This is a genomic window from Ruminiclostridium papyrosolvens C7 (assembly GCF_000421965.1).
Classification (GTDB): Bacteria; Bacillota; Clostridia; order Acetivibrionales; family DSM-1351; genus Ruminiclostridium; species Ruminiclostridium papyrosolvens_A.
Map to the genome: position 1 here is coordinate 62,485 of NZ_ATAY01000094.1, position 18,445 is coordinate 80,929.

An 18,445-nucleotide genomic window follows, 5' to 3' on the forward strand; every position below is an offset into this window, starting at 1 on the left:
TGTATGGAAAATTCCCCACAAGAAAAGGGCCTACCTAAGTAAGCCCCTCAAATGTATTTATATATTTATCTGGTAAATGTAAACCGACTATTTTCTAGTTCAGTTACCTCCCGGTTGTTTTCAGCAATAGCTTCTCTAAGTGTCCGTAGCAGAATTTTATTATCTCGATACCCTTTCCATATAACATCAAGATAGTAGCTCGAAGGCTGTGCCGGAAGTTCTTCGTATTGCTTTGCCATCACATACACCATTGCTTGTATATTTCCGTCTTTTGTTTCTACCTCAACTTCTTTTTTTACATACAGCCTTGGATACCCTTCGTATATATCCAGTGCCTTTTCACAATCCGGGGTTATCTCCCACAAAACTATGGGTACTGTTCTGCCTTGCATTTTTTCTATGTTTGCTACTCCGGTGTTTATTCCTCTGAAGGTCAGCCTGTAATTCAGAAGCTTTCCTGTTCCTATTACCCTGGCATTGGGACACCTTCTACGCATTTGTTCAATGTTCATGTTTGAACCGTAGGCCCCATATATTTTTGTTGTTTTCTTCATTGTATCTTTTCTCCTTGTTGTTTGAAGTGAGGGCCATTCCTGCCCTCACAAGCCTTTTTTATCTATTCCTTTATCACCTTCAAGCTGCATTTCGCCAAGCCGAGTTTCCTTGTAGGTTTGTAAGTAAGTGAAGCCTGCAGGTTTCAAATTCCTCTCCGATAAGCCCCAACCTCAGCATCCAGCATCTAAAGGTGTACTTTTCATTATCTGTTTGGGTCCTTTTTGCACTTGCCGACTTTTGTGTGATTGCCTGATGGCTTATTGCCAGACAAAACTGTATGTATGCTTTAATCTTTCCGGCATGGGTTGTCCCATTGAAAAGCCTGAACTCGACTGTTCCCTTGTCAAAAACGCTGTGAAGGTTAAGCCCGTGGTATCTGCTGTTGTGGTAGTGTCTGTTTCTGTTTTCGTAACCGTAGCCTGCATACCAAATGTCTGCCAAAGCCTCCAGAGTCTTTGGTTTCTTCTTGTTAATGGTGGTTATAAGGTCTTCGTTAACCTTTTTGCAGTATCTGAGTCTGGCAGGGTCTATTTCAAGACTTTTATAAAGTAAGTCTTCTTTGCTTGCCATCAGGTTTATCAAGTTTTTCAGGCTTGTGGGAGTGTGTTTTTCTGCATCAACATGTATGTGAATCCCGCATTGATATTTGCTTTCACTTAATGCTCCAGCATGTCTTAGCTGTCTTACAAGTTCCTGAAGGGTTCCAATATCCGCGTAGGTTAGAATCGGGCTGACCAACTTTACGCTGTATTCTCTTGTTGCCGAAACTATTTGGCCCTTTACCTTTTTGCTTGCTATGATGCTTGCATCGCTTACAAATTTCCAACTCCGTCCGTCTGGCATTGTAACTCTGTATTCATCGTATGTACCACCATGGTATTCAAGCTTTGCTCTCTCTCCGAAAAACCTTGTTGCAACCTCAGCAGCCTTTGCTCTTGTTATCCCTGTCATTTCAATTTCGATCCCAAATCTCTGTGTTTTCATTTTACCCCGCCCCTCCCAAAGTAAATATTTTCCTTTTGTTAGTGTACATATTAGCTCTGAAAGAGGCTTATATCCAGTCATTTAGAGGGATTATATCAACAAAAAGCACAGCTCTTTATTGTTGATTTTTCACGTTTCATGAAAAATATTCTCCGGCGGTTTTTGTGTTTCTAAATGCTCCATTGCCACTAAGGTTTTGAAGAATTACTTCTCTTGCTTTTTTATATTCCTTACCCTTAAGCCCAAGCCTAATTAGCCAAGTTCTCATTGTAAACTTCTCATTGTCGGTGTCTGTGGCCTTGGGTAACGCGTATTTTAATTCCTTGGCACTGTTACTCAGAAGGGATACAAAATATGTGTACGCTTGGAGTTTGTGAGGTTCTTGTAGGTTACCTGCGAATTTGAAGGTTATATTTCTATTGTTAAAATCAAATTCTAACCCTCTGCAGCAACCTTGTCCGTGATCGTGTAATGCCTTTTGAAAATCCTCCAAGGTTTGAATCTCAGTTTTGTTTATGTTTGAGATAAAATCCGTGCTCACAATATCCGTTTCTGCATCAAAGGCTTTCTTTATAAGAATCTGCTTACTGTAAATCATATTTACAAGGTTTCTTAAGGTCACACCCGTATGGCCCTCCATTGGGAGCGCCACTTCTAATTCCAGTATTTCGGTTTCATTTACAGCCTCATTTACGGCTGTCATTTTCGGCCCATTGAGTAGTCTTTCAAGTTCAACCACCGTACCATCTTCTGTTGTTATCCTCCCGACTCTGTCAATCATTAGGATTTCTTCTGGCCCTTCTATCTGATAAGCAAAGCTTGGTGCTCCCATGTATTTTGCTTTAACTTCAAAGTGTTTCTCTAATGCTTTTATAATCTCTTTTCTATCCATGAGTGACCTCCTGTAATTTTTGTTATTACATATATCACTCTAAAGTACAGGATTAGCAAGTATTATACAGAGGAAAGCCGAGCTTATTTTACTCAACGCTATTATCCCTTGTGATATCACTATATTGGGTTTTAACTCCGTCTCGTATAAGGTAAACACCGCTGTCACTTCCAACCTGTTCTATGTATCTTTTTACAATAACATCAGAATACTTTTCATCCAGCTCAATAGTGTGGCAGATACGGTTTGTCTGCTCACAAGCCATCAAGGTTGAACCGCTTCCACCAAAGGGGTCAAGAACTATGCAGTTGCTCATGCTGCTGTTTGTTATAGGGTAAGCACACAGTGCAATGGGCTTCATTGTCGGATGCAAATCATTCTTCGATGGCCTGTCAAAGTTCCATATGGTACTCTGCTTTCTGTCTCCGTACCAGTTGTGTTTGCCGTCCTTCTTCCATCCGAAAAGCACTGGCTCATGTTTCCACTGATAAGGACTCCTGCCAAGCACTAAGCTCTGCTTAGCCCAAATACACACACCTGACAAATACAAACCTGCTTCCTTGAATGCCTTTCTGAAATTTAAACCCTCTGTGTCTGCATGGAACACATATATTGATGCATCCTTTTCCATAGACTCTGCCATATTAGTGAAAGCCTTTAAGAGGAAATCGTAAAATTCCTCATTCTTTAGGTTATCATTTTGTATCTTTCCTGCCTTTGCCTCGTAAGCTACATTATACGGCGGGTCCGTTACAACAAGATTTGCTTTCTGACCATCCATCAAAACATCATATACATTCGGGTCGGTGCTGTCTCCACATACGAGCCTGTGCCTGCCAAGGAGCCAAACATCGCCTTTCTGTGTAATAGCCGGTTCTTTCAAAGCTTCCTCTACATCGAAGTCATCCTCCTTGACTTCCTTCGAGTGTACATCATTAAAAAGCTGATCTATCTCAGGAGGGTCGAACCCGGTAAAGGATACATTGTAATCCAGCGACTGTAAGTCCTTAATCAAATCAGCCAGCAGTTCTTTATTCCATTCACCGCTGATTTTGTTAAGAGCAATATTTAAAGCCTTTTCCTTGGTCTTATCAATATCTATAATTACACAGTCTATTTCATTAAAGCCTAATGTTTTCAGTACTGATATTCTCTGATGCCCACCAATCACCGTTAAATCCTTATTTACTATAACCGGGTCAACATATCCAAACTCATTTATGCTGTTTTTTATTTTTTCAAATTCTGAATCACCAGGTTTTAGTTTTTTCCTTGGATTATAATCAGCAGGCACTAGGGTATCTATTTTTAATTTTTTAAATTCCATCTTCCTCATCCTTCCAAAACCTTGATTTTATATAACAGTTGTGGCTACAATATTTTCTGTTTCGATTACCATAGCAGGTGAATTCCTTGTTACAGTTGGGACAAATGTATTTATATATGGCGGATTCTTTTTTATTCCGCTTGTCCTGGTTTTCATTCCACCATTTCCTGCGACATTCTTCAGAACAGAACCGTTTACTTCTTCCCCGCTGATTTTGAACAAGTGGCTTGCTACAGCGGGCACATATAAGATGTTGATTTATTTGCTCATTTACATTGAGTGATACAGCCTTTGAATCTCCGGCAAGACCGTTGCGCTTACAATAACCTCTGATACTGTCTCTTGAAATACCGAGTATTGCGGCAATAGCCTTGTACCCTATTCCCTTAAGCCTTAGTTCATGTATCTGCTGCTTCTCAACCTCAGTCATTCTTATATCCCTTTCTGCGTAAACAGTATTTAAAAAACAACGCAAAAAACGCTTAAAGCAACTATTTTTTATAGTCTTTTAAGCGTTTTCTTTATCATTGCTTACATGCTAAATTTATTATAAAGCCATTGATTTTTCAGGACTTTAAAGTGATTTAATTGAAATGGGGCATTAATACCTTTTTGCAAAACGAAATATCCCATATGCCTCGTGTCCTGTGGCTTTCCATCCCTATTCTCATCTTAATTGATATCCCCCCTTGCTTAATTCTGCGAAAATTCGCGTCAAGGGGGGCGGCGGTTGCGGCTCTAGGGTTTGCAGAGATTTGAGGGGCCCTAGGCTTAATTCCTTGTTACTAATAAACTACACATCTTTATAATTAAATTTAGTGTTTATATAAGATATTATGCTGTATATTCTTAGCATTTCATGGATCTCAAACTCTTCGTAATTATTATAGACTGTGACACCTATCTTTATATCCGGCTTATGTTCCTCTAGTATTTCAATAGAACCTACATTATTTTCTTCAAACTCAATTAGCATGATGTCTTTATTACCATCTTTTTCTTTGAGTTTCATTCCGTACATTAAATTACTTCCGATAACTTTAAACATATCATCTACAGTTTCCAAAAAAATATCAAATCTGATTTCTTGGAGTTGATTTAATATTATATCTAATGATTCTATTTTCTCTTTGTACCATTTTTGTTTCGGGTTTAAAGATTTTTCTAATGTTTTTAAATTGTTTATAATTTCTTTAACTTCTGTTACTTCTTTCTTATTTTTTACCAACTCATCTTTTATTTTACTAATTTCATCTTTAATTTTTTTTACTAAATCAATTAACATGTCTCTCTTATCTTCCATTAGCGACACCCCCTTTATATATGCCTATTTAGAGGGGGTGCAAAATATTACAGGTTACAACAATAAATATTCTTTAGAATTTATACTCCTGATATCTATCCTCGGTCATTGTCTTCCTATCATGACATCGCTTGCAAAGTGCCTGCCAGTTGCTCTCATCCCAAAAGAGTTCCTTATTACCTCTGTGGGGAACAATGTGGTCAACTACCGAAGCCTTTACCATCTTTTTATTCTTAAGGCAAGATACACACAAAGGGTGGCTGCTCAAGTACAGCTTTCTTGCGATTCTCCATTTGCTGTCATAGCCTCGTTTCTCTGCACTTTCACGTTTATTAATAGTTAAGCTGCTGTGCTTATCACAATAACTTCCACTTGTAAGTTCGGGACAGCCCAGGTGCTTGCAGGGTTTTTTACATTTGTATGGCATTTAATCTTTTCGCCTTTAGTTGAGAAAAAGTCTTTGCAGTATACCTGCAGAGACTTTTTCTTGGAATAGTTATTTTTTCATATTACTATTATATCGGATTCACTTTGGACATTTTTGGACTTTTGAAGACTTTTTTGGACTTTTACTATCCAATTTCAAAAAAATCTTTATCAAGATAATATCCTAGTTTCGTTTGCCTCATATAGCACAACGCTTTGATAAAGTTACTTTTGATTGTATTCGGTAGGCAAACCTGATTTTTTCTTTCCTTTCTTGCTTTCCTGTAAGATACACGTTCTTCTCGTATATGGGTTTTAGTTAAATATACATAGTGTACTTCTTCCTGGTCATATCTGCTATAGGCTATGTAATACTTATCTATCCACATTTGAAATTCACCATTGTCTATACGTATTGTCCTAGGTATTGCCTTATTTATATATTTTAGCAATAATTTTATTTCAGGCAGAGTTATGCCAAACCTCTGTGCTGTCTTTTCTGCATATATCATCAAGGTAAAGTCGTTCAAAGTTTTGTTCATTACACTTTACCTCCCAGCATTACTTTTTCCATAGCTTTTAAAGCTCGATTATGTATTTTGTAAATGTATGAGGTTCTGTAATTCATTTTTGCGGCGATTTCTTCCCATGTATTAAAGCACAAATACCTTAGTTCCAACAATATTCTGTTTTCAAAGTTGTCCAGTTTTTGAATGTTACTTGAGATTTCTACTTTTAAATCTATGAATCTGTCAATGGTTCTATTTATTTCATCTTCTGCCACTACTATTTTGATTATGGCATTTTCCATTGGACTTTTTTCTTTAGTACAGGATACTCTTTCTTTGCCAAAGGAAGATGTTATTTTAGAAGTCAATGCCTTCAGCTGCTCCAATTGTTCCAATTGGTTATTTATTCTTAAATTCATTCTATAGGCTTGTCCTAAATATGTTTTAGCGTTCATAAGCGCACTCCTTCAGGTTTTCAAGTATTATTTTTACTTCCAGAACACTTGTAACCTTGTAGGCTTTGCCCTTTGCTTCATTGATTTTTTTAATCGTTGCTTCCTGCAGCTTTGTTAGTTTTCCCGATGCTGTTTTTACTTCAAAGGCCACAAACTTGCCTCCAATACAGCAAATGATATCAGGAATGCCAGCTGTTCCGTACATGCCGCCGTGTTCATTCCAACAGAAGCAATCTGGCACAGTCTTTAAGTAATTTATTATTGCATTTGTTATTTGTTTTTCTGCCATAGCTTTTTAACAGAACCGTCAATACCGGGATGACCGGGTATTATTATACTCTTTATATATCTTTCTTTTTTTCTTCTATATATATCTTATTTTCACTTTTAACGCTAAGAAATAAGAAAAAGTCGGTTTTCCCGGTCATGTTGGTCATATAATTAACAGTCCTGTCCCTTTCCTCCTTCACAATAAGTGATGCCTTTCCATGTTCTCCGCTTTGAAAGCCTGTCTCTTCCTCTTTTTATACTTTGATGGTTGCTTTCGATTTCCTTGTTGAAGTTGGCTTGTGACAATGGCAGCATCCCGGCATTGACGCAGTATTCCTTATACCTTGAAAACAAGTCATCCCTCACCATTTCGACCTTCTCGTCAAGTTCGCAGTACTCATCCACAAAGGAAAGAGCACTGTTGCTTTCCACACGGTATCGTTGAAGTTCAGCCTTCGTCCTGTCGGTTTCACTGAATTCGTAGCTGTTGTTAATCAGCCTTTTCAGTCCTTCTAAGGCCCACATTAATATACCGTCACGTTCTGCCGACAGCTTCTCACGAAGATTTGGGTCACGTTTGTTCTTTGGAACCGAGCTGTCAAAGCGTATTATAATAAGCCTTCTGTAAAATCCATCGCTGCGGTCACCATAGTTTTTGGGAATCTCATTACAGGAAAACAACAGCTTTGCATATGGCCTGAATGTAAATGGGTCCTTGTTTTTACGCTCCCCGGTGATATAGTCCTCTCCTGTAAGGGCCTTGAACATTCCGTTGTCGTCAATGTTCTTTGAGGGCAAATCAGCAAATATGTTAGCCAGCTTGCCAAACAACTCAGCCTTATTGAAACGATCACCCAGACTCTGCCAAGGTATGTTACTTACATTTTCGCTCCCCAACAGGATTTCCTGTGCTACCGACAACAACGTGGACTTTCCTGCATTTGGAGCACCTACAAATACAAAGGATTTTTGTGCCTTGTTCACTGGAATCAGAAGGTATCCGAATATTTCTTGCATTAGATTTATTTCCTCTTGATGCAGTATACTCTCAAGAAAAGCTATAAAATTTGGACATTTCGCATCTTCTCTGTAGGTTGCCATAATCTGAACTGTTGAATAGTACTTAGGGGTATGGGGCTTAAAGGCACCATCCAGTACGTTATACAAACCGTTCTGCACATTGATAATAAATGGGTTGCAGTTTATTTCCCTTACCGGCTTTCTGATGAGCATCTTCCATTGGCCCACTGTATCGTTTATTGCGGTCATACTGGCATACCGCGGTATCATAAATTCACGGACTTTTGCTAGAGCCCACAAATCCTCACTGCTACTATAAACACCATGTTCGTAGAAATAATAGCTTCCGGCTCCATAGAAGGCATCAACATTTTTTGCCATATGGTTTGCAAGAAGTCCTGATATAAGCCTGAGACCACCGTTTTCGGTTATTTCATACCATTCAGGCAGTTCAAGTTCCGCTGGCATGTGCTTTGTTTGGGCGTTGTCCAAATATTTTCTATAGATATCCTTATGGAGTGAAACTAGCGGCTTAACATCTGAGGCCTTCAGACCGAAGTGTCCTTTAACCTCGTAGTTGATAAAGGCTTCAGCTATTACGGAATCCACATTATACAAGTATTCTTTCACGAACTCCTGCGCCGCTTGAATATTCTCAACTGCATTTCTTTTCACGTCCAGCTCAGATAAAAACACCCTGAGTTCTTCTATATTGAGGGGCTTGAAGCAAAGTGCTGCCGGAGACTTGCAGCTGCACCTTCCATCAGTAAGCTTTGGGCATTTGAATCCCTTGTCCGATATGGTTTTACAGGTAATTGGCTTAGTTCCGCTTTCTAGATAGTGATGTATTTTTTGCTGTGTTTCATTAGGGTTATATTTTGGATAGTTCTTAGATAGCTGGTGAATTACCTTGTCACCACCCTCAAATACAGTAAGATTTGTAATCATTGCATACCAGTCATGTTCCGAAAGAGAAGCTGAATTGTTATTGCAGTGCTGTATGAATTCGCACCTTCGTCCTACAAGTGTCAGTCCTTTTCGACTGCCAGATAGTGTATTGTTTTTACTAATCACCGTCTCGTTTTCTATTTGGGGCAGTACCGCTTCAAGCTCTGCCTGTGTATACCTGAGTTCAGGATTGAATTTGATACATTCCACCATGACAGGTTCGCCCTTACAATGATTAAAACCGGGAAGCCGCAGTACGCGGCTCTCGTTTATACAAGAACTATCTCCGCTAAAATGTGCCGCCAGACGTTTTTGCACTCTTCGGAAGGCTGAAACATCTGCATCTTTCATCAGCCAATATGTATGAAGAGACTTTTGGGTTTTGACTATAAATGAAGGCTCAATAGGAAATGCTTTAATCTGTGCCATCTGCTCATCAAGACTCAAGCTGTCATTCTCCACAAACTGTGCATTGATTCTGGTAATGTCCCTGTCCTCATGCCCGCCATAGTTGACCACAAAGAATATTCCTCGATTCTGCTGGTTGTGCTTCTTTAAGTTCTCAATCGATGAAGCTATTTTCCCCGCCTCATATTCAAGCTTAAGCCCTTTAAATGCAGTGCCTTTTTTATCTGAAAATATCCTTATGCATACTGTTTCACCGGAATCAAACATGGGCTTTACGAATTCCTCCAGCGGTATGTTCAGGGCTTTATGCATTCTTTAAGACCTCCTCGCACCTGTCGCTAAAGTATCGTATTGTTATGTTCCGTTTGGCTGCTTTTTCAAGCTCAACAGCCATACCTTTTGAAACCCTGTTACCAAAGCACCACAGTTCCTCACATTTACTCATAAGAACAAGTCCCATAAATATTCCAAGGTTTCTCTGTTCCTTGTCATCATCATCCAGAAATTGCGGGAACAAAAGGTGTGGAGCTATAGGTATGGTATTTCTTGATACTGCAAAGCGTGAATAGCCTCTTGCCTTGTTTATGTTATATTCCGTATCACCTGCGAAGGGTGAGCATATGTAAACCAATGGCTTGTACTTCTCTCGTTTGGCCTGTCTCTCTATTTCCAATAATGCTTCATATGGTGTGGGATCATAATATCCCTCGTGGTTATATTTACTAATACTCATATATTAAACCTCCAGTTCCTTCATATCTCCAAAATTTTCTCCAACTGCAGCCTCAGCCAATATTGGTACGTCGAAGCCTTCAAAAGGTACAATCTCCATGCACTCCTTAATAAACCGGGCAGCTTCTGTAACTTTTTCGTGGGGTACTTCAAATACAAGCTCGTCATGAATTTGAAGCAAAGGCTTTAACCATTCCCGTTCATAAAGCCCGGACAGAATTCGGACTATAGCAAGCTTTAAAATATCTGCTGCTGTACCCTGAATAGGGGTATTTAAAGCACACCGTTGTGCAAAGCTCTTCTTTCCCCAGTCATCGGAATTGATGTTGGGAAGGTATCTTCTCCGTCCAAGATATGTTTCTGTATATTTTTGAATAGCAGCTTTTTTCTTCACATCATCCTGCCATGTTGTCAGCATGGGATAACCTAACTTTAGGTTAGATATAATCTGCTCACATTCCGAAAGTGAGGTATCCAGTCCTGCCTTGAATTTAAGAGTTCTCTGAAGGCCCTTTGGAAACAGCCCAAAAAATGTACCGAAATTGCAGTTCTTTGCAATCGTCCTTCGTTCCTTATATTGCTCTGCATTTTTATCAATAGCCTGCGGAAAAGGTATTTTATATATAACGCTGGTTGTCTGTCCGTGAATATCTCCACCTGTCCGGTAGGTTTCAAGCATTTTATTATCCCTGCAGAAAAATGCACCCACACGAAGCTCTATCTGAGATAAGTCTAAAGACAACAGCACATTCCCCTTCGAAGCCTTTATAAAGCTACGAACACCCACAGGGTCATTGTCCTTACGGGGGCAGTTCTGAAGATTTGGCTTTCTGCATGCAAACCTTCCGGTGTCTGTTCCAAGGGGAAAAAGGTCTGGATGTATCCTCCCGGTTTCACTGTTTATATAATCTAAGTATCCATCAATATATGTAGATTTCAGCTTTCCCCACTTCCGATACTCCTGTACAAGTTCAAACAGTTTAATAAGCTCTGGCCTGTTTTCCCTGCACCAGTCTGACAGCAGGATCATTGCTTCATCGTCTGCTGCCTCTTTGTATTTTGCTGTGGTCTTTAGCACCGGGAGCTGCAAGTCCTTGTATAGATAGTTCTTAAAAGCTGCCGTCCCTGCATTTTCACCCATGTCCACATCACCGATAAAGAAGGCTATTTCCTCCTTTATTTCTGCCAGCTTCTTCTCTGCTTCTTTTTGTTTTGAAAGCATTAACTCTCTATCCATCAGCAGGCCATTGTGCTTCATAATCCCCACATACACAGCTGTAGGTGACTCCAGCTTTTCAACTATATACCGATGTTTTGGAAGAAAGCGGTCAAACCACTTATTGAAGGTGTGGTATAGCCGTAGTGCAAAATCCGAATCGGCACAGGCATAGTGTATTGTTTCAAACTCCTGAGGATCAAGTTCGTCAAAATGTTTGCCACTTGTCACTTCCTCGAATCTTGGGAGTTCTATACCGTACAACTCTGCGACCAATGTTTTCAGGCCACTGTCAGAAAGGTTTCTGAACTCGGTATTGCTTTTGAGTGTTAACTGGCTTGCTTCCATGGTGTCATAGCAGGGAGACTTCACTATTATTCCAAGATGATAGAGGAACATGGCTTCAAAGTTCAGGTTGTGTGCAATCTTGATAATATCTCGGTTTTCAAACAGCCCGGTCTTCAAGTAGTCAAATACTTTTTTAGGGTTCTCAATATTTTTCCCTGTTCTGTGTCTCAACGGTATGTAAATTCCGCTACTTTCTTCTACGGACAAGCTGATTCCTGTAATAACTGCTTTGTACGGGTCAAGTGCCACTTTGTCACAGTCTCTGAATCTATCGGTTGGAGAGGTTTCAAAGTCAAAAGCTATTAATTGTTTGTTATTTATGTACTCCTGTATTTCTTTTATATCTAATACGCACTTGTAATCCATATCTTAGTATTAACCCTTTCTGCTCTCATAGTGGGAAAGGTGTTTATTCCACCATTTCTCCACTGTGAGAGCAATCTGCTACCTGAGTGGTTCTATTACCTCGCCTGTTTCCAAGTCAATTGAATCAACATTTGTTGTAACTCCATCCTCTGAACCTAAATCCATATCATAACCAACATTTTTACTGTAGGCTTTAATCTGCTCGGATAATGTGCTTATCAGGGAAAATTCCTCTGTGGTCAGTTGTCTATCGACCGTGAACTGTGCCTGGGAATATGCAATTCCGCCGCTGTTTACCGCCTTTTTCAGAGAGAATTTTGTTACCACACAGTTTGACTTTCTTCCCTTTGACAAAAGACGTTTGATATACTTGGTGAATTCCTTTAGTGAGCCGGTAGGAAGTGAAAGTAGCACGGGGAATATTTCACCCTCCCTCAGGACATAAATCCTTCGCCTGTTCTTGCAAGCCTTAGAACCGTTTTCACCACTACCAAACTGGTTGTATGGGCATTTGGCACAGTTTCCTCCTGGGTTGCCCTCACCGAATATTCCGTCAAAGCTTCCGCAGTCCGGTGGCTGATTGCCTCCTGAATATTTGCTTTGATAGTATGCATGAAGTGGGTGATGATATAGAATTACAGCACTGAACTCTTTAACTGAATCCGGCTCGTTGGGATCATCTCCCGGAACCTCGAATACTGTTGAACCCGCACTTGGTATTTTAATTCTTTCAAAACCACCATCAAGGCCCTCAAGCTCCTCAGCCATTGCTCCGGTCATATTAAATTCTGCTAAATTTGCAAATCCTCTATTTGAAATTTCTAACTCAGTATTTTTATTCATAGTAAATCCTCCGATTATTGTTTTGTTATTCCAATTTATGTGAAAGCAATAGCTGCCTAATTTCCTTATTCAATGTTCTTCTGCTTAATATCTTGTCTTAAATCTTTGCAATCTGCTTACTTGTCATTTCTCTTTTTTCAACATTCCTATATTCGTTATTCCTAATTCTTCGTATCAAAAAAGACTATTTCGCCGTCTTCCTGACCCCGACCGAGGTCTTTTCAAAGACTTTAACCAGTCCCTCAAGCCAATCGGGTAATAAATCCTCATTTTCTGATGTCTGCTCCTTCACAAATGCTGAAAGAGAATTTGCATTTACGGTTTCATAAACCAGATCACCAAAGCCTTTTTCTTTAAGTACCTCATAAAGTTCTGTTTTCTTTTCAGAAAGTGCCGAAGCCCTTGTTGTGGTGGTAAGAAAAAACATTGTTCCGCTTCTTGTAAAATTTTGTGTTTCACTTTCTGCCATCAATTCTGACAGGGCATAATCGGTGTTATCAATTTCTGTATTAATGTCCTTTACTTGCCGCTCAGCTTGCTTTTTAGCTTCTTTAAGTTCTCTTAACCTGTCCGCCAATTTGAACATCTTATCTTCTATCGCTTTCACCTCCATAAACAAACGGGTTGTCTCCCCTTATGTATTCATCAACCAAAATTCTGGCCAGATCTGCCTTGCTTCTTAGTGCTTTTAGTACCTTTTCATCAACAGTTCCTCTGGCAACCAGATATATGTATGTACAGTTCTCTTTCTGCCCGACTCTGTGTATCCGGGCTTTTGTTTGCTCAAAGTTACTCATGGAGTAGTCCATTGAATAGAAAACCATGGTACTCGCCGCTGTAAGTGTTATTCCAAGTCCTGCCGTTGCTATCTGTCCTATGAAGACTTTAACCTCGGGGGTGTTCTGAAACTGTGAAACCTGAATTTCTCTATCCTTTACACCGCCCATTATGAGGGAATATTCAAGTTTCTTCTTTTGTAAAAGCTTTTCAATTGCTTTTATCTCTGCCACAAACCTTGCAATTACTACAATCTTTTTGTCTTGATTAATTGCCTCTTCAATAACGTCTGATAGTGCCTCCAGCTTTGCTGTGCTAACATTAGTTACGGTACTTCTGTCATTGCCGATAAATCCCCCTGTCAATTGGGATAACCGTAGCAGCCGTGTCAGGACATTTGTAACTGTTACTTCGCCCTTTGACAGTTCCGCATAGCTGTCTTTTACTAATGACCTATATATTTTTTCTGCAGATGCCTCAAGCTTAATATGCCGTACTATGTCTGTTGTCTCAGGCAAATCAAGACACTCTGCCTTTGTTATTCTGAAAGCAATTGAGTGGAGTCGGTCCATTAACTCCTGCTCCATTGATTTTTTAAGAACCGGGGTATGATTGCCATAACCCATCATGTCAAAATATCTGCTTCTAAAGGCATAAAAGCTCTCTCCGAAAATCCCAGGATTAATAAATTTGTATTGGCTGAAAATATCAATGGCTTTGTTTGTTATGACTGTTCCGGTAAGGAGCATTCTGTACCGAGCCTTTGCACCAAGTTTATGCAGTGCTTTTGACTGCCTGGTGCTGTGTGTTTTTATCTTGTGCCCTTCGTCTGCTATGATTATGTCTGCATCAAATTTTAATAGTCCTGTCTCCATCCGCCATGCAGATTCATAATTAATAATGACTATCTGAAGAGCCTCTCCTTTCATGTGTTCAAGCGCATCCTGTTTCTTATTCATTGTCCCTTCAAGAATGACAGCGTTATATGGGAATGCTGCGAATTTTTGAAGTTCTTCCTGCCACACGTTGACAATGGATAAAGGTACCACAATCAGTGCCCTTTTAATTTTCCTTGCCATGTACATTGCACCAAGTACTGCTATTGTTGTAAGGGTTTTTCCTGTGCGGAGTTAACCCATTTCCATTAGTAAGGAAACTCCTCTGCTTCTGGAAATGTTCATCGACACCACCTCCCATCCATTAGTGCATATTCCTTGTTGAATTCATCTTCTACAAGACCAAACATCACACATACAAAATTAAATGCATTTATCTGGTGTTGATAAGGTGTTGCCTTAATCGGCATTGGAAGAAGACAGTATCCGTTTTCATGTGTTTTTCTTTCATTGAGATCCAAGTCACTTCACCTCATTTTTTGTCACCCATAGGTGTCAGTCTTGGTAAAAAAATAGCTTGTCCATTGGTTCCTCGGGAAACGCCTTGATAATTCCACCAATTAGCTTGCTCCCTCCTTTACGTTCTCCATGTATAAACCTGCTTATTTCAGTTCTTGAAACGCCTGTCTTCCTTGCTAATTCAGCATCATGCCAACCCTTTTTCCTTGCAAGAGAAATAATATATTCCTTGTTAGGTCTCATACTTTTTCACCTCCTCTTAGGGAACATATGTTCGTTTCTTTAGCGTTACGTTTATTCTATCAGTTATGTAACCTAGCGTCAAGATACTATAAAAATTTTATTGTAATATTGCTTTTCGGTAACAACTTTTATATAATATATGAAGGTAGTGGAAACACTATATTTAATCAATACCTGCCAATACCTATAAAACATAGGTGTTAACGTACTTAGGGACAACTGGAGGTTATTATGACTGAGTTTGAAAAAACAGAACTCGGAAAATTTATTGAGATGATCCGGACTGAAAGGGATCTGTCACAAAGGCAGCTTGCAGAGTTAGCGGGAATCAGCAACACTGAAATCTGGAGGCTTGAAACCGGAGAAAGAAGACGTCCTTCCCCGGATGTTCTAAAGGCAATTGCCCCCCATCTCGGAGTCAGATATGAAGATCTGATGATTAAGGCCGGATACATGGAGGAAACCTGGAACATAAGCATTTTACCGAAATGATTTTCAGGGACGATATAGGCAACGTTGTTGATATAAGCAAAAGAGCAAAAGAGATGTACAAGCTAGACAGTGACTGGGCAAACATAGCCTACAGGATTTCAAAAGAGCTCCTCCCTGAGGATATCGCAGCAATAAAAGCCGTTGCCAATTCACTTCTAAACAAGAACAAAAAATAGTCTCTAAAGGGTAACAACTATTGGTTCGTTAAAATAGGACTTTACCTAATAGGGATTTTTTTGTATAATTATATCGAACTGGTGTTCTCTTTAATCATGGAGGATTTATATATGTCGTTAATTTGTAGCAAAGACTGTAGTATTACTGACCAGATTCCACTTTACAGAAAACAGTTTATAGATTTGAAATTGAATAACTTTATGAGGGATTTCTCTATAACAAAATGGCCTCTTGACTGTGTTGCTTTAATAAAGAGGATTAAAGATGAAAAAAGATTACCTCTTCAAATAAGCACTGTCAAGGATGTAAGCGACAAGTTTGATGCTGTTTCCCGGTATGTTGAGGAAGAAAACCTGTATCAGATAATTATAGACAGGGATAAGATCCGGTATCCCTTTCAGGATTCTAGAGACAGAAGACTTAATTTTACAATAGCCCACGAGCTGGGCCATATCCTGCTCGACCATCTTTCCATTCCCGACATCCTTAAGACTGACGAAGAAAGAGAACTAGAAGACCTAGAAGCAAACGAGTTTGCAGGAAGACTTCTCATACCCGAAAAAACTTTATTACATTGTAACTTTGTTTCCATACCTAAAGTAGCAGAATTCTTCAATGTATCAAACACGGCTCTCTGGATAAGGCTTAATAACCTACAAAGGCTTGATTTACTTGAGTCCAAAATAACTCGGGTATGTAACAAATGCGGAAACACGCAATTTCACAGGGCCGCAAGGTATTGCCGTATTTGTGGTAATCATCTTAAAAATAATCTTAACGGCGTTGAAAGAAAATCGTATTATGAAACCGTATCCTTTGATGACTGCTTCGACCAAGCTGAATGTCCATACTGCGGTCAAAAACATTATCACTGGCCTGACGGCATTTGCCCCAGTTGTGACAGGAGGCTTTATAACTACTGTCACAAAGGACTATATCTTGACAAAGGTGGCTGCTCATATACCAATCCGGATTATGCAAGGTTTTGTGAAATGTGTGGAGGTGAAACGTATTTTAGTAGTATGGGGTTTTTGAGGCCACGGGAAACACACCTCTAATGTGAAAAGAAAACCCTTGTATAAATATATCTAAAGTTCGGTTCCTATTCAGGTGATAAACGTAGTAAAAAATACATGCCTGTGCAGACCTATTAATTCTGCTTAACCGTTATAGAAACCACCTTGGACCATGTTAATAGCTTACCATATTTCTTTTCAGTATAAACACATACTAATAAGGGATCTTTAATCTCTTTAAAATTATCTGATTTACCTAAATAAGCTCTAGCTTTGTAATCCCCAACCGAATCTGGAAACCAGAAACCAGTTAAGGAGACATTACTTTCATTCTCAATAATATTAATATTTTTTAACTCATTTATTGCGATAGGTTCCGTAATACCATCACTTCCAATAGAACTAGGTAAATAATAACCGGCCTTATCCTTTTCACTGAAGGCAATATCTCCAAGGCCTTTGATATATGGATAGATAATAACATGGCAATCTTTATTCTTAATCATTTTAATATTTAACATATATTCTTTATAGTCACAAACACCTGTTTTATTAGGTTGTATAACTCCCTCAACCACAATGTCTTTTTCTGTAGATGAAGGCTTGATGTAATTCTTCGATATAACTACTGCTACAATTATAAAAATGAATATAATAGCGATAGCGGCAATTCCAATAATGACCTTTTTCAATTTAACCCACCCCTTAAATAATTAAATGACAAAACCGGTATATATTATTATATTATTGAGAGCTTTAATTTAATTGATAATTCTAATATTGGTTACTGCCAAGGACTATCCTTAAGTCGGATTGCTTTCCCGCTCATTTAACTCTTTGAGGGTAATTCCTTCTTCATTTTTCCACATCACAGGGCCGCTTGTACTGTTTCCCAAAATAAAATCGGATGCAGCAGACGGACTAGTGAACAAAATTTCACGGATAAAAGTATTATCTACTATAGTACCATCTGACAAATACTGTTCTCTAAGCTTTATGATATTTTTATTAAGTGAATTTGTAGATAGTTGCTCTCTTATTACACTACCCTTGCACACAACAAATCCTTCCGGGCTTTGGAATCCCTTTGCTGAAACGCCATTCCTATTTTTTATGTATAAATACACAACTTCATTGGCATCTGAACTAACTTGGATATCACTTCTCACTGGCATAAGCATTTCGAACACTTTATGTCCTAATGCAGATACAACGATTTTCACATTATCAATAAACTCTTCCATTTCTGCTATCTCTGCCTCTGAAATAACAGAACACCTCGGTGGCTGCAAATTCTTAACTGCATACCGCCCTACTTCTTTAGCAAGTTCATAAAATCTGCTTTCAAGATATTTTATATGTGCTTTATTAAGATGGTCATCTTTAGTAATAAATACGATCGTATCTGTCCAATAATCTTTTTTAGGATCTTGAATATGCTCTCCAAGGCGTTTTATTGCATCTTCGGTTTCTCCAACATATATAACAGGTTCCCCGCTATCATTATCATGCCCAAACAGAAAATATATAGATGGTGAGCGAAGCTCTTCTCTGTCTTTACATAGTTTATATGATGTTCTTGGTATCCTAAATGCCTTTCCTGTCCAATTTGACAGCTCGCAAATCCAGCGTCCATTTGGTATCCCATCCAATAAAAATATTTTTAGACTTTTTCCACGATTCATGTATTTAATCCTCTAGGTTTATACATTAAAAATTTTATTTCAGTAACTGTAGACATCTTTTCCTTTTATACTTGAGACGTTTCTTAATCCCTATGTTT

Annotated in this window: 23 protein-coding genes; 3 read left to right on the top strand and 20 right to left on the bottom strand. The window is 38.9% G+C overall.

All coding sequences use genetic code 11. From position 1 onward, the window contains the following. Positions 1-65: 65 nt before the first annotated feature. The 18 genes from L323_RS38790 to L323_RS38870 form a co-directional block, all read right to left on the bottom strand. Entirely contained in the window at positions 66-554 is a 489-nt protein-coding gene (locus L323_RS38790; RefSeq protein WP_020817075.1) for a gamma-glutamylcyclotransferase family protein, read from the bottom strand. A gap of 79 nt (positions 555-633) precedes the next feature. After that, positions 634-1,539 (bottom strand): amidoligase family protein, encoded by a 906-nt coding sequence (locus tag L323_RS38795; RefSeq protein WP_020817076.1) that lies wholly within the window; start codon positions 1,537-1,539, stop codon positions 634-636. A 136-nt stretch (positions 1,540-1,675) separates the two neighbouring features. After that, positions 1,676-2,431: a hypothetical protein gene (locus tag L323_RS38800; RefSeq protein WP_020817077.1), complete on the bottom strand. Its 756-nt coding sequence runs from the start codon at positions 2,429-2,431 to the stop codon at positions 1,676-1,678. 88 nt (positions 2,432-2,519) lie between these two features. Further along, entirely contained in the window at positions 2,520-3,758 is a 1,239-nt protein-coding gene (locus tag L323_RS38805; protein ID WP_020817078.1) for a site-specific DNA-methyltransferase, read from the bottom strand. Then, positions 3,748-4,188, bottom strand: a complete 441-nt coding sequence (locus L323_RS0121250) for a helix-turn-helix domain-containing protein (RefSeq protein WP_031342519.1) — start codon at positions 4,186-4,188, stop codon at positions 3,748-3,750. Before L323_RS0121250 ends, L323_RS38805 begins: the two co-directional genes overlap by 11 nt. Positions 4,189-4,551: 363 nt before the next feature. Continuing rightward, the gene (locus L323_RS38810; RefSeq protein WP_020817079.1) at positions 4,552-5,061 is read right to left on the bottom strand and encodes a hypothetical protein; all 510 of its coding nucleotides are present in this window, start codon (positions 5,059-5,061) and stop codon (positions 4,552-4,554) included. Between the two features lie 73 nt (positions 5,062-5,134). Then, positions 5,135-5,488, bottom strand: coding sequence for an HNH endonuclease (locus L323_RS38815; RefSeq protein WP_020817080.1), 354 nt, complete (start codon positions 5,486-5,488; stop codon positions 5,135-5,137). 145 nt (positions 5,489-5,633) lie between these two features. Continuing rightward, on the bottom strand, positions 5,634-6,029 hold the full coding sequence (locus L323_RS38820; protein ID WP_020817081.1) for a hypothetical protein: 396 nt from the start codon (positions 6,027-6,029) through the stop codon (positions 5,634-5,636). Next, a complete protein-coding gene (locus L323_RS38825; protein WP_020817082.1) occupies positions 6,029-6,451 on the bottom strand; it encodes a DUF1492 domain-containing protein in 423 nt (140 codons plus the stop codon). Before L323_RS38825 ends, L323_RS38820 begins: the two co-directional genes overlap by 1 nt. After that, positions 6,441-6,740, bottom strand: coding sequence for a VRR-NUC domain-containing protein (locus L323_RS38830; protein WP_020817083.1), 300 nt, complete (start codon positions 6,738-6,740; stop codon positions 6,441-6,443). Before L323_RS38830 ends, L323_RS38825 begins: the two co-directional genes overlap by 11 nt. Positions 6,741-6,892: 152 nt before the next feature. Next, complete coding sequence (locus tag L323_RS38835; RefSeq protein ID WP_020817085.1) at positions 6,893-9,409, bottom strand: phage/plasmid primase, P4 family; 2,517 nt, start codon at positions 9,407-9,409, stop codon at positions 6,893-6,895. Continuing rightward, positions 9,402-9,830, bottom strand: a complete 429-nt coding sequence (locus L323_RS38840) for a DUF4406 domain-containing protein (RefSeq protein WP_020817086.1) — start codon at positions 9,828-9,830, stop codon at positions 9,402-9,404. Before L323_RS38840 ends, L323_RS38835 begins: the two co-directional genes overlap by 8 nt. Positions 9,831-9,833: 3 nt before the next feature. After that, entirely contained in the window at positions 9,834-11,759 is a 1,926-nt protein-coding gene (locus tag L323_RS38845; protein ID WP_020817087.1) for a bifunctional 3'-5' exonuclease/DNA polymerase, read from the bottom strand. A 78-nt stretch (positions 11,760-11,837) separates the two neighbouring features. Further along, positions 11,838-12,602, bottom strand: coding sequence for a hypothetical protein (locus tag L323_RS38850; protein ID WP_020817088.1), 765 nt, complete (start codon positions 12,600-12,602; stop codon positions 11,838-11,840). 184 nt (positions 12,603-12,786) lie between these two features. Beyond that, positions 12,787-13,215 carry a hypothetical protein gene (locus tag L323_RS38855; RefSeq protein ID WP_031342522.1) on the bottom strand — a complete coding sequence of 143 codons (429 nt, stop codon included), beginning with the start codon at positions 13,213-13,215 and terminating at the stop codon, positions 12,787-12,789. Further along, entirely contained in the window at positions 13,190-14,458 is a 1,269-nt protein-coding gene (locus L323_RS38860; protein ID WP_242835338.1) for a DEAD/DEAH box helicase, read from the bottom strand. Before L323_RS38860 ends, L323_RS38855 begins: the two co-directional genes overlap by 26 nt. Positions 14,459-14,556: 98 nt before the next feature. Beyond that, positions 14,557-14,736: a hypothetical protein gene (locus tag L323_RS38865; RefSeq protein ID WP_020817090.1), complete on the bottom strand. Its 180-nt coding sequence runs from the start codon at positions 14,734-14,736 to the stop codon at positions 14,557-14,559. 34 nt (positions 14,737-14,770) lie between these two features. Beyond that, on the bottom strand, positions 14,771-14,977 hold the full coding sequence (locus L323_RS38870) for a helix-turn-helix domain-containing protein (protein ID WP_020817091.1): 207 nt from the start codon (positions 14,975-14,977) through the stop codon (positions 14,771-14,773). 231 nt (positions 14,978-15,208) lie between these two features. On the opposite strand from L323_RS38870, the gene L323_RS41830 reads away from it, so the two are divergent. The 3 genes from L323_RS41830 to L323_RS38880 all read left to right on the top strand — a co-directional run bounded on the left by L323_RS41830 (position 15,209) and on the right by L323_RS38880 (position 16,704). After that, positions 15,209-15,469 (top strand): helix-turn-helix domain-containing protein, encoded by a 261-nt coding sequence (locus tag L323_RS41830; RefSeq protein WP_242835339.1) that lies wholly within the window; start codon positions 15,209-15,211, stop codon positions 15,467-15,469. Beyond that, complete coding sequence (locus tag L323_RS41835) at positions 15,466-15,645, top strand: hypothetical protein (RefSeq protein WP_242835340.1); 180 nt, start codon at positions 15,466-15,468, stop codon at positions 15,643-15,645. Before L323_RS41830 ends, L323_RS41835 begins: the two co-directional genes overlap by 4 nt. A gap of 111 nt (positions 15,646-15,756) precedes the next feature. Then, entirely contained in the window at positions 15,757-16,704 is a 948-nt protein-coding gene (locus L323_RS38880) for an ImmA/IrrE family metallo-endopeptidase (RefSeq protein ID WP_020817092.1), read from the top strand. A 92-nt stretch (positions 16,705-16,796) separates the two neighbouring features. Here the strand turns inward: L323_RS38880 and L323_RS38885 are convergent, their stop codons facing one another. Together L323_RS38885 and L323_RS38890 are read right to left on the bottom strand one after the other, a co-directional pair. Next, positions 16,797-17,354, bottom strand: a complete 558-nt coding sequence (locus L323_RS38885; RefSeq protein WP_020817093.1) for a hypothetical protein — start codon at positions 17,352-17,354, stop codon at positions 16,797-16,799. A gap of 111 nt (positions 17,355-17,465) precedes the next feature. Then, positions 17,466-18,347, bottom strand: a complete 882-nt coding sequence (locus L323_RS38890; RefSeq protein WP_020817094.1) for a GIY-YIG nuclease family protein — start codon at positions 18,345-18,347, stop codon at positions 17,466-17,468. Positions 18,348-18,445 lie beyond the last annotated feature (98 nt).

Excerpts from the sequence above, each read along its gene's own strand:
- L323_RS38820 (WP_020817081.1), bottom strand. The coding sequence starts at position 6,029 with ATGAACAAAACTTTGAACGACTTTACCTTGATGATATATGCAGAAAAG.
- L323_RS38890 (WP_020817094.1), bottom strand. The coding sequence starts at position 18,347 with ATGAATCGTGGAAAAAGTCTAAAAATATTTTTATTGGATGGGATACCA.
- L323_RS41835 (WP_242835340.1), top strand. The coding sequence starts at position 15,466 with ATGATTTTCAGGGACGATATAGGCAACGTTGTTGATATAAGCAAAAGA.
- L323_RS38825 (WP_020817082.1), bottom strand. The coding sequence starts at position 6,451 with ATGAACGCTAAAACATATTTAGGACAAGCCTATAGAATGAATTTAAGA.
- L323_RS38870 (WP_020817091.1), bottom strand. The coding sequence starts at position 14,977 with ATGAGACCTAACAAGGAATATATTATTTCTCTTGCAAGGAAAAAGGGT.
- L323_RS38805 (WP_020817078.1), bottom strand. The coding sequence starts at position 3,758 with ATGGAATTTAAAAAATTAAAAATAGATACCCTAGTGCCTGCTGATTAT.
- L323_RS38840 (WP_020817086.1), bottom strand. The coding sequence starts at position 9,830 with ATGAGTATTAGTAAATATAACCACGAGGGATATTATGATCCCACACCA.
- L323_RS38790 (WP_020817075.1), bottom strand. The coding sequence starts at position 554 with ATGAAGAAAACAACAAAAATATATGGGGCCTACGGTTCAAACATGAAC.
- L323_RS38850 (WP_020817088.1), bottom strand. The coding sequence starts at position 12,602 with ATGAATAAAAATACTGAGTTAGAAATTTCAAATAGAGGATTTGCAAAT.
- L323_RS38815 (WP_020817080.1), bottom strand. The coding sequence starts at position 5,488 with ATGCCATACAAATGTAAAAAACCCTGCAAGCACCTGGGCTGTCCCGAA.
- L323_RS0121250 (WP_031342519.1), bottom strand. The coding sequence starts at position 4,188 with ATGACTGAGGTTGAGAAGCAGCAGATACATGAACTAAGGCTTAAGGGA.
- L323_RS38860 (WP_242835338.1), bottom strand. The coding sequence starts at position 14,458 with ATGGCAAGGAAAATTAAAAGGGCACTGATTGTGGTACCTTTATCCATT.
- L323_RS38880 (WP_020817092.1), top strand. The coding sequence starts at position 15,757 with ATGTCGTTAATTTGTAGCAAAGACTGTAGTATTACTGACCAGATTCCA.
- L323_RS38800 (WP_020817077.1), bottom strand. The coding sequence starts at position 2,431 with ATGGATAGAAAAGAGATTATAAAAGCATTAGAGAAACACTTTGAAGTT.
- L323_RS38835 (WP_020817085.1), bottom strand. The coding sequence starts at position 9,409 with ATGCATAAAGCCCTGAACATACCGCTGGAGGAATTCGTAAAGCCCATG.
- L323_RS38810 (WP_020817079.1), bottom strand. The coding sequence starts at position 5,061 with ATGGAAGATAAGAGAGACATGTTAATTGATTTAGTAAAAAAAATTAAA.
- L323_RS38795 (WP_020817076.1), bottom strand. The coding sequence starts at position 1,539 with ATGAAAACACAGAGATTTGGGATCGAAATTGAAATGACAGGGATAACA.
- L323_RS41830 (WP_242835339.1), top strand. The coding sequence starts at position 15,209 with ATGACTGAGTTTGAAAAAACAGAACTCGGAAAATTTATTGAGATGATC.
- L323_RS38855 (WP_031342522.1), bottom strand. The coding sequence starts at position 13,215 with ATGGAGGTGAAAGCGATAGAAGATAAGATGTTCAAATTGGCGGACAGG.
- L323_RS38845 (WP_020817087.1), bottom strand. The coding sequence starts at position 11,759 with ATGGATTACAAGTGCGTATTAGATATAAAAGAAATACAGGAGTACATA.
- L323_RS38830 (WP_020817083.1), bottom strand. The coding sequence starts at position 6,740 with ATGGCAGAAAAACAAATAACAAATGCAATAATAAATTACTTAAAGACT.